This window comes from Bradyrhizobium sp. (assembly GCF_035484855.1).
Lineage (GTDB): Bacteria > Pseudomonadota > Alphaproteobacteria > Rhizobiales > Xanthobacteraceae > Bradyrhizobium.
This window is the reverse complement of sequence record NZ_DATHOP010000091.1, coordinates 1-9146: the sequence shown is the minus strand read 5'-3', so window position 1 is coordinate 9146 and position 9146 is coordinate 1. Positions and strand designations below refer to the sequence as shown.

The window sequence follows — 9146 nt, the reverse complement described above, 5'->3', positions numbered from 1 at the left end:
CGTTAAGGCACGCGGGCGACGGTGGCCAACAAGCCCGAAGCACCGGGGCGAGCACGTAGCAGCCGTTAAAACCATTGCGTGGGGAATGCCGGGTGATACCGGTGTGACCTGTGGTGACTACACTCGTGTACTTTGTTTTTTTATCGTACGCGAGGCTGCGGGTGCATCGAGCGCCCGGCATTCCCTGCGCCCTTTGACTGGAGGGCGGGAAATAAAAGAATACCTCGCGCAAAAAAAGCTTGCGGCGAGAATGTGTGGGTGTGTCCGCACAACACTCTCGTCATGCCCGGGCTTGACCCGGGCATCCATCACGCTTCGTAAAGACTCTTTCAAAGAAGATGGATTGCCGGGTCAAGCCCGGCAATGACAGTGGATGCAATGATGGCTAGATGCCCCCCGTCAAAACGGCCTGCTGAGAAACTTCGAACCCTTCAGCCCATATCGCCAGGGCAGTTCGACCGCCTTGGTGATTCCGATCCGAACGCCCGTGACGATGGCAGGCTTTTCCGTGCGCGCGTACAGGGCGATCGGCGGGACATCGAGCGGCAGGCCGTTCTGTGCATGCGTGATCGCCAGTGCTTCCGTCAACTTGCCCGGGCCTGAGCACAGCAACCGCTCGTCGTGCAATTTCCGCCGGCGCCGCATGGTCGCAAGGCCGTGGGTCGGCTCAAGCGCGCGGATCAGGACCGCGCTCGCCGAGCCCCGTTTCTCGCAGACGAAGTTGATGCACCAATGGATGCCGTAGGAACGATAGACGTAAATAAAACCGGGCGGCCCGAACATCACCTGGTTGCGCGCCGTCGGTCCGTTGAACGAATGCGCGGCCGGTTCGGTGTGGTGATAGGCCTCGAGTTCGACGATGATGCCGCCAACGCCATCAACCAGAAAGGTCGCGCCGATCAGGTCGGGCGCGACCTCGAGCACGCTGCGGCCGAAGAAGGCGCGCTTGAGCGGTTTGCCGGGCTTTTGCGGGCTTGCGATGCGGTTTGGGGCCATTGCGTCTGGTATAAGACCGAGGCCGGGCCAAGGCGAGCGGTTGCGGTTCCCGGTCCACCGGATTAGCTAGAGGACTGTCAGCTACGGATTCCCCATGGTCGTCGTCGTCGATACCGTCTCCGCCACGCCGCTGCGCCCGCGTCACCCCGAAAAGGTGAACCGGCCGGACGCGCTGTCGCCGCCAAAGCCCGACTGGATCCGGGTGCGCGCGCCGAATACGCGCGGCTATGCCGACACCCGCGCCATCGTCAGGGAGAACGGCCTCGTCACGGTGTGCGAGGAGGCGGGCTGCCCGAATATCGGCGAGTGCTGGGACAAGAAGCACGCCACCTTCATGATCATGGGCGACACCTGCACCCGCGCCTGCGCCTTCTGCAACGTCAAGACCGGCATGCCCACAGCCCTCGATGCGCTGGAGCCGGAGCATGTCGCGGAGGCGACCGCAAAACTCGGGCTCGCCCATATCGTGGTCACCTCGGTCGACCGCGACGATCTCGCCGACGGCGGCGCCGAGCACTTCGCAAAGACCATCCGCGCGATCCGCGCGCGGTGTCCGGCGACCACGATCGAGATTCTTACCCCCGATTTCCTGCGCAAGGACGGCGCGCTGGAGCTAGTCGTCGCCGCCAAACCCGACGTGTTCAACCACAATCTCGAAACGGTGCCGTCGCGTTATCTCAGCGTCCGCCCCGGCGCGCGCTATTTCCATTCGATCCGGCTGTTGCAGCGGGTCAAGGAAATCGATCCGGACATCTTCACCAAATCCGGCATCATGGTGGGGCTGGGCGAGGAACGCCACGAAGTGCTGCAGGTGATGGACGATCTGCGCTCGGCGGAGGTGGACTTTCTCACCATCGGCCAATATCTGCAGCCGACCCGCAAGCATCACGCCGTGATGCGCTACGTCACCCCAGACGAATTTTCGGGCTACGAGAAGGTCGCCTACACCAAGGGTTTTCTGATGGTGTCGGCAAGCCCCTTGACCCGCTCGTCGCATCACGCCGGCGATGATTTCGCAAAACTGCGGGCGGCGCGCGCGGCACGCCTGGCCTGATTGTTCGGATTTGAGCCATGCAGCGAATCCTCGTCATGGGGTCGTCCGGGTCCGGCAAGTCGACGTTTGCACAGCGGCTGTCCGGCATCACCGGCATTCCCATGGTGTCGCTGGATGCGCTGTTCTGGAAGCCCGGCTGGATGCCGTCGGAGGCTGCCGAATTCGAAGCACGCGTTACCGACGCCGCTTGCCGGCCGCGCTGGATCATGGACGGTGACTATATCTCACGCGCCGGCGAGATCCGCCGCAGGTTCGCCGATGCCGTGATCTGGTTCGATCTGCCGCGCAGCACCTGCATGATTGGAATCATGACGAGGATCGCGACGAGCTATGGACGGGTGCGGCCGGAAATGGCCCCTGGCTGTCCGGAAAAGATCGATCCCGAATTCTTCCGTTATGTCTGGACCTATCGTCAGCAGCGGCGGCCGAAGCTGCTCCAATACTTCGAGGGATTGCGCCCCGATCAGGCGCTCGTCCGCTTCACCAGCAGGGCGCAGGCGGATCGCTATCTGGCCGACGTCGCGTCGTCGGCGGCCATCCAGGCGAGTGCGCACTGATGCCGAAATTCAACTCCAGGCGCCGAGTCAACCACAGCGCGGCGCAGATGTTCGATCTGGTCGCCGACGTCGAGCGCTATCCGGAATTCGTGCCGCTGTGCCGTTCGCTGAAAATCCGCCAGCGCACGACAAAACCCGACGGCACCGAGATCGTGGTCGCCGACATGACGGTGTCGTTCAACCTGGTGCGCGAAGGGTTCACCAGTCGGGTGACGCTGGATCGCGCCAACCTGAAAATCCTGGTCGAGTACCTGCAGGGTCCGTTCAGCAATCTGGAGAACCGCTGGAGCTTCGAGCCGAAGGCGGACAATGCCTGCGAGGTCGCCTTCTACCTGTCGTACGAATTCAAGAGCCGGATGCTGGCGCTGCTGATGGGAACGATGTTCGACGCCGCCTTCCAGCGCTTTGCCGCGGCGTTCGAAAAGCGCGCGGACGTGATCTATGGCAGGCTAGGGCGGTGAACAAGAAATGATTCGGAAGTGCGAACTGTCGCCGCGCCGGGCTATCCAAAGTGAGCGTGAAATTCCAACGCCTGAGCAGCCAGGACGAGAACGAGCGCCCCCTCCACAACGCACGCCAAGCCTGTCATGATGCGCCTGAACGCAAATTCAGCGGGCCCGGATCGAGGAAACAATGAACGCATCGCATCTTAGGGGCATCGTCAATCGATTGCTTGATCTCGATGCCAGCCAACAAGTGCAGACACGTCTAAATCATTTTGATGCCGCCCTGTCCGCGAATGCGAGCGGAAGCAATCCTCAAACGCAGAACGCTTTAGCTTCGGCGCAGGCGGCCGCTATTAGTGCCGTAAACGCAACATTTTCCTCGCTAACGCCGCAACAGAAAAGAGACATCGCCGAGTTGAATGCTGAACAATATTTCAGTGAATTTCTGCCGAATGAGGTAGCCGAATGGCTTCGCCAGTTGCAGGTCGCGCCAAATGTCGGACGAACGGGCCTCCACAATTTTATTGTAGGACGTCAGAGTTTCGTAGCCGGAATGGCTGCTACGAGGGAAGCGTTTGATCGATTTGGCATCCCCAGCGATGACCTTGAGCCGGGTCAAAGCGAGATTGAAGTTACTTTGCCGCGATCGCTGTTTGAAAATAATCTTCATGGGCTTCAGCGCGAGCTTGAAGTGTTAAATAAAATTATTCGTGTCTTTTATGAGATAAACAACGTCACACCGGGTCCGATCGAAGTAAAAAATATTTCAACGACGGATCCCGTGTTGACCGTTGCAGTGGTCGCGAACGTTGCAATGGCAATCGGCAATGCAGTCAAATTCTGCATCGATATTCTAAATGGGGCCTATAGCTTGCGGAAAGCGATGAAGGATGCACGAAAATCTGGAATGGTCGAGGAGAAGCTTATCGTTCAAATAGAAGTTACGATCCACAACGGCATTGATGGGAAGATTAAGGAGGCGGCGGAGCAGGCAGTTGCAAATTATTCTGGCGATGTGGGGCGCCGCAACGAACTTGAGATGTATACAAATCGAGCAGTAAAGATGTTGTTGGAACGCATAGAAAGAGGAATGCAAATCGTACCGCGTGCCTTGCCGCCGCCGCCCGAGCCAGATGAAGACATGGACGGCGAAGCGCGGAACAAGATGTTTGCAGAGCTTGCTAGCATTGCCAACTCCCTTGAATTCCCGCAAGTCGAGGGTGATCCGCTGCTGCAGCTGACGCACGACCAAGAGGAGGGACAACCTTCTGGCGGAATTGCGCCAAAGAGCCAGAGCATGCCCTGATCGATGGCTTGGCCTGTGTGGTTCATCCTTCGAGATGAACAAGAGTGCGGATATCTTGGGGTGACGTGTCACGCCCGCGGCGGCCGCCGCCGCTTGACGGCGGCGCGGCGCGGGGAACGCGCCACGCGCGGATGCAGCCGGGTGGCGGCGTCGCGGCGCGATTTGACTGGGGCCTGCGGTCCGCGCGCCATTTCCATCAGCATGCGCAACGCCTCCACCACCGAGCGCTGGCGCACCGCGCTGCGGCCGATCGCGCCGAAGCGGCATTCGCGGTTGATGATGCGGCCGTCGCGGCTGGCCACCGCAAGATGCACCAGGCCTACCGGCTTGCCCGGCGTCGCTCCGCCGGGACCTGCGATGCCGGTGATGGAGACGGCGAGGTCGACGCCGGCCCGCTCCAGCGCGCCGACCGCCATGGCGATCGCGGTCTCCTTGCTGACCGCGCCGAAACTCTCGAGCGTCGACGCCTTGACGCCGAGCATCGCGCGCTTGGCGTCGTTGGAATACGTGACGAAGCCGCGGTCGATGACGTCGGAGGAGCCGGGGATATCGGTGAGCGCGCCGGCGACCAGGCCCCCGGTGCAGGATTCGGCGGTCGCAATCGTCAGCTTGCGCATCCGGCAAAGATCGAGCAGCGAGCGGGAGAGGGCGCGGGCGTCGCTGCCGCTCATCTTAGTCGCTCCAGGGCAGGCGGATGGTGGCGCTCGCGGTGGCGGCGATACCTTCCTCGCGGCCGGTGAAGCCGAGCCGCTCGCTGGTGGTGGCCTTCACCGCGACGCGCGAGATGCTCACGCCGCTGATCTCGGCGATGCGCGCGCGCATGGTCTCGCGATGCGGACCGATTTTCGGGCGCTCGCAGATCAGAGTCACTTCAAGATTGGCGATGCGGCCGCCGCGCGCGGCGACCCGATCGACGGCATATTTGAGGAATTGATCGGAGGACGCGCCCTTCCATTTGGCATCGCTGGGTGGAAAGTGCGAACCGATATCGCCGTCCGCCAGCGCGCCGAGGATGGCGTCGACCAGCGCATGCAGGCCGACATCGCCGTCGGAATGCGCGAGAAAGCCTTTGCTGTGCGGGACGCGGACGCCGCAGATCAGCAGGTGGTCGCCATCGCCGAAGGCGTGCACGTCATAGCCGGTGCCGGTCCTGACATCGCCGAGTTGGCTGGCGAGGCGGGCTTCTTCGCGGACGAAATCTTCCGGTGTCGTCAATTTCATGTTGGCAGGATCGCCTTCAAAGGTCGCCACCGTCAATCCCGCCCATTCCGCCAGCGCCGCATCGTCGGTGAAATCGCTGCGGCCCTCGCGCGCGGCGCGGCGATGGGCGTCGAGAATGACGTCGAAGCGGAACGCCTGCGGCGTCTGCGCTACTCGCAAGCGGGCGCGATCGGGCGTGGCTTCGACATTGCCGCTGCCGTCGATCAGCTTGACGGTGTCGGTCACGGGGATCGCCGGAATCGCCGCACCGGTGCGGCCGGCGGCATCGATCGCGCGCGAAATCAGCGCCGCCGAGACGAACGGCCGCGCGGCGTCGTGGATCAGGACGATATCCGGTCTCTCACCGGCCAATGCTTCCAGTCCGGCATGCACAGAGGCCTGCCGCGTGGCCCCGCCATTGGCGGGAGGTTGATGGCGCAATTCTCGGACGGCGGCGTCGAACATTGCGGTGTCGTCGGGATTGACGACCGGCTGCACCGCAAAAACCTGTGGATGGCGGCAAAACGGTTCCATGGCCCGAAAAATCACGGTTTCCCCACCGATCGAGCGATATTGCTTTGGTCCGCCCGTACCGGCCCGGAGGCCGCGCCCGGCGGCGACGAGAATGGCTGCGGTCCGCTCGGGTTTCGGCATGACTTCGATTTGCGGGATCAAGGGGTTGGATCGGACAGGGCAGGTGGTGGCAACGCCGCACAGGCCTTATCATGAAGGCGGCGGGAGAACAGCGTGATTCCCCCTGAACTGTGCGGAAAGCATATTTTGTTGCAGTGCACTTGCAAGATTGCCAGAACTGTCTAAAGTGTAGGCATGAAGCTTGACTGCACAAGATTTGTGCTCAAAATGTTTCCCGGCGGTCGCAATGATGCGCCTGCCAGAAAAACGAGACGCCCGTGACCGGCTCGGAATGTGCACGCCCCAGCCCTAAGCCGTTGAAGATCGGCGATATAAAGGTCGCCAACCGGGTGCTTCTCGCGCCAATGTCCGGCATCACGGACGTGCCCTTTCGACGTTTGGCCGCAGCGCTTGGCGCCGGCCTCGTCGTCTCGGAGATGACCGCAAGCGACGACCTCGTGCACGGCCGCCCAATGTCGCGGCTGCGCTGCGAGGCGACGGGAATTGGTCCCCATGTCGTGCAGCTCGCGGGCTGCGAGGCCAAATGGATGGCGGAAGGCGCGCGGATAGCGGAGGCCGCCGGCGCCGAGATCATCGACATCAACATGGGTTGTCCGGCGCGCCACGTCACGGGCGGCCAGTCCGGCTCGGCGTTGATGCGCGATCTCGATCACGCCATCAAATTGATCGAGGCCACGATCGCGGCGGTCAAAGTGCCGGTGACGTTGAAGATGCGGCTCGGCTGGGACGAGCGCTCGCTCAACGCGTCGGAATTGGCGCGCCGCGCGGAAGCAGCCGGCGTGCGGATGATTTCGGTGCACGGCCGCACGCGCTGCCAGTTCTACAAGGGCGATGCCGATTGGAGCGCCGTGCGCGCGGTCAGGGACGCGATCGCCATTCCGCTCGTCGTCAACGGCGATATCACATCCTTCGAGAAAGCCGTGGCGGCGCTCGAGGCGTCGGGCGCCGACGCCGTGATGGTCGGCCGTGGCGCGCAAGGCCAGCCCTGGCTGCCCGGTCAGATCGGCCGTCGGCTGGAAACCGGCATCGCCGAAGCGCCGCCGCCGCTGGCCGAGCAGCTCAATTACGTTCGTGCGCTCTACGATGAAGTTTGCAGCCACTACGGACTGCGCGTCGGCCTGCGGCATGCGCGCAAGCATCTCGGCTGGGCGCTGGAGGTGGCCGGGCGATGCAGCCGCGCACCGGCTGCAAAACTCAAGACCTGGCGCGAAAGGATCCTGACATCGGACGATCCCGCCGGCGTGCATCGCTCGCTCGCGGATGCCTTCGACGACTTTGCATGGAGTGCAGCTGCATGAGCTCAGTCGCAGAACATCGCAGGCCCGTTCCCACCGATGGCGAGGCCATCCTCAACGCACTTCCAAATCCGGTGCTGCTGATTGCGCCCGACGGCCGGATCGTCGACGCCAACATGGCCGCCGAATCGTTTTTCGAGATCTCGACGCAATTCCTGCAGCGCCAGTCGCTGAAGGAGCTGGTGCCGTTCGGCAGTCCGCTGCTGGCGCTGATCGAGCAGGTGCGCACCAGCGGCTCGCCGGTCAACGAGTACAAGGTCGATCTGGGAACACCGCGGATCGGCGGCGATCGTCAAGTGGACCTTCACGTCGCCCCCTTGACCGAGCGGCCCGGCCATATCGTCGTGATGCTGCAGGAGCGCACCATCGCCGACAAGATGGACCGGCAATTGACGCATCGAAGTGCCGCGCGATCGGTGATCGCCCTGGCCGCGATGCTGGCGCACGAAATCAAGAATCCACTGTCCGGCATCCGCGGCGCGGCGCAACTCCTGGAGCAGGCGGCCTCCTCGGAAGACCGCATGCTGACGCGGCTGATCTGCGACGAGGCCGACCGCATCGTCACCCTGGTCGACCGCATGGAAGTGTTTGGCGACGACCGCCCGGTGGTGCGCGGGCCGGTCAACATTCACAGCGTGCTCGACCACGTCAAGCGGCTGGCGCAATCCGGCTTTGCCCGCAATATCCGCTTCGTCGAGGAGTACGATCCGTCGCTGCCGCCGGTGCTGGCCAATCAGGACCAGCTGATCCAGGTGTTCCTCAACCTGGTCAAGAACGCCGCCGAAGCGGTGGCCGATCTCGGCAGCGATGCCGAGATCCAGCTGACCACCGCGTTCCGTCCGGGCGTGCGGCTCTCGGTTCCCGGCAAGAAATCCCGGGTTTCGCTGCCGCTGGAGTTCTGCGTCAAGGACAACGGGCCCGGCGTGCCGGAAGACCTGTTGCCCAATCTGTTCGATCCGTTCGTCACGACCAAGCCGACCGGCAGCGGACTTGGTCTGGCGCTGGTCGCCAAAATCGTCGGCGATCACGGCGGCATCATCGAATGCGAGTCGCAGCCGCGCAAGACCATCTTCCGCGTGCTGCTGCCGATGTTCAACTCTGCCAAGCATCTCGACCAAAGCAGCCGCGACGAGGTTTCCGGGACACCGTTGCATGCCTCACAGGACACAAGATGAGGGATAACAATGCCCGCAGGTAGCATACTCGTCGCCGACGACGACACGGCGATCCGAACGGTTCTGAACCAGGCCCTGTCACGCGCCGGATACGAGGTGCGGCTGACCGGGAACGCGGCGACGCTGTGGCGCTGGGTCAGCCAGGGCGAGGGCGATCTCGTCATCACCGACGTGGTGATGCCCGACGAGAACGCGTTCGACCTGCTGCCGCGGATCAAGAAGATGCGGCCCAATCTGCCGGTCATCGTAATGAGCGCGCAAAACACCTTCATGACGGCGATCCGTGCCTCCGAACGCGGCGCCTATGAGTATCTGCCGAAACCATTCGACCTGAAGGAATTGATCGCCATTGTCGGCCGCGCGCTGGCCGAGCCAAAGGAACGTATCGCCAATCCTGCGGACGAGGCCGAATTCGACTCCATTCCGCTGGTCGGACGCTCACCGGCGATGCAGGAAATCTACC

General features: G+C 62.8%; 10 protein-coding genes. 7 read left to right on the top strand and 3 right to left on the bottom strand.

The window, feature by feature from the left end; translation table 11 throughout:
* Positions 1-399: 399 nt before the first annotated feature.
* On the bottom strand, positions 400-996 hold the full coding sequence (locus tag VK804_RS10485; protein WP_325370675.1) for a DNA-3-methyladenine glycosylase: 597 nt from the start codon (positions 994-996) through the stop codon (positions 400-402).
* A gap of 94 nt (positions 997-1090) precedes the next feature.
* Between VK804_RS10485 and lipA the strand changes: the two genes are divergently transcribed.
* The 4 genes from lipA (at position 1091) to VK804_RS10465 (ending at position 4359) form a co-directional block, all read left to right on the top strand.
* A complete protein-coding gene (lipA, locus tag VK804_RS10480) occupies positions 1091-2050 on the top strand; it encodes a lipoyl synthase (protein ID WP_325370673.1) in 960 nt (319 codons plus the stop codon).
* Between the two features lie 17 nt (positions 2051-2067).
* Entirely contained in the window at positions 2068-2607 is a 540-nt protein-coding gene (locus tag VK804_RS10475) for a DNA topology modulation protein (RefSeq protein ID WP_325370671.1), read from the top strand.
* Entirely contained in the window at positions 2607-3068 is a 462-nt protein-coding gene (locus VK804_RS10470; RefSeq protein WP_325370669.1) for a type II toxin-antitoxin system RatA family toxin, read from the top strand. The genes VK804_RS10475 and VK804_RS10470 overlap by 1 nt, the downstream gene beginning before the upstream one ends.
* A 172-nt stretch (positions 3069-3240) precedes the next feature.
* On the top strand, positions 3241-4359 hold the full coding sequence (locus VK804_RS10465) for a hypothetical protein (protein ID WP_325370667.1): 1119 nt from the start codon (positions 3241-3243) through the stop codon (positions 4357-4359).
* A 68-nt stretch (positions 4360-4427) separates the two neighbouring features.
* On the opposite strand, the gene VK804_RS10460 is transcribed toward VK804_RS10465, so the two are convergent.
* Together VK804_RS10460 and VK804_RS10455 are read right to left on the bottom strand one after the other, a co-directional pair.
* Positions 4428-5030, bottom strand: a complete 603-nt coding sequence (locus tag VK804_RS10460; protein WP_325370665.1) for a CinA family protein — start codon at positions 5028-5030, stop codon at positions 4428-4430.
* 1 nt (position 5031) lies between these two features.
* The gene (locus VK804_RS10455) at positions 5032-6213 is read right to left on the bottom strand and encodes a bifunctional 2-C-methyl-D-erythritol 4-phosphate cytidylyltransferase/2-C-methyl-D-erythritol 2,4-cyclodiphosphate synthase (RefSeq protein ID WP_325370663.1); all 1182 of its coding nucleotides are present in this window, start codon (positions 6211-6213) and stop codon (positions 5032-5034) included.
* A 296-nt stretch (positions 6214-6509) separates the two neighbouring features.
* On the opposite strand from VK804_RS10455, the gene dusB reads away from it, so the two are divergent.
* The 3 genes from dusB to VK804_RS10440 form a co-directional block, all read left to right on the top strand.
* Entirely contained in the window at positions 6510-7511 is a 1002-nt protein-coding gene (gene dusB / locus VK804_RS10450; protein ID WP_325370677.1) for a tRNA dihydrouridine synthase DusB, read from the top strand.
* Positions 7508-8683: a nitrogen regulation protein NR(II) gene (locus VK804_RS10445; protein WP_325370661.1), complete on the top strand. Its 1176-nt coding sequence runs from the start codon at positions 7508-7510 to the stop codon at positions 8681-8683. Before dusB ends, VK804_RS10445 begins: the two co-directional genes overlap by 4 nt.
* Positions 8684-8692: 9 nt before the next feature.
* Positions 8693-9146 (top strand): response regulator (locus VK804_RS10440; RefSeq protein WP_325370659.1); only part of this gene is annotated, 454 nt, incomplete at its 3' end.

What these genes read in the sequence shown, in the direction of transcription:
- VK804_RS10485 (WP_325370675.1), bottom strand. Translation starts at nt 996, where the DNA reads ATGGCCCCAAACCGCATCGCAAGCCCGCAAAAGCCCGGCAAACCGCTC.
- lipA (WP_325370673.1), top strand. Translation starts at nt 1,091, where the DNA reads ATGGTCGTCGTCGTCGATACCGTCTCCGCCACGCCGCTGCGCCCGCGT.
- VK804_RS10475 (WP_325370671.1), top strand. Translation starts at nt 2,068, where the DNA reads ATGCAGCGAATCCTCGTCATGGGGTCGTCCGGGTCCGGCAAGTCGACG.
- VK804_RS10470 (WP_325370669.1), top strand. Translation starts at nt 2,607, where the DNA reads ATGCCGAAATTCAACTCCAGGCGCCGAGTCAACCACAGCGCGGCGCAG.
- VK804_RS10465 (WP_325370667.1), top strand. Translation starts at nt 3,241, where the DNA reads ATGAACGCATCGCATCTTAGGGGCATCGTCAATCGATTGCTTGATCTC.
- VK804_RS10460 (WP_325370665.1), bottom strand. Translation starts at nt 5,030, where the DNA reads ATGAGCGGCAGCGACGCCCGCGCCCTCTCCCGCTCGCTGCTCGATCTT.
- VK804_RS10455 (WP_325370663.1), bottom strand. Translation starts at nt 6,213, where the DNA reads ATGCCGAAACCCGAGCGGACCGCAGCCATTCTCGTCGCCGCCGGGCGC.
- VK804_RS10445 (WP_325370661.1), top strand. Translation starts at nt 7,508, where the DNA reads ATGAGCTCAGTCGCAGAACATCGCAGGCCCGTTCCCACCGATGGCGAG.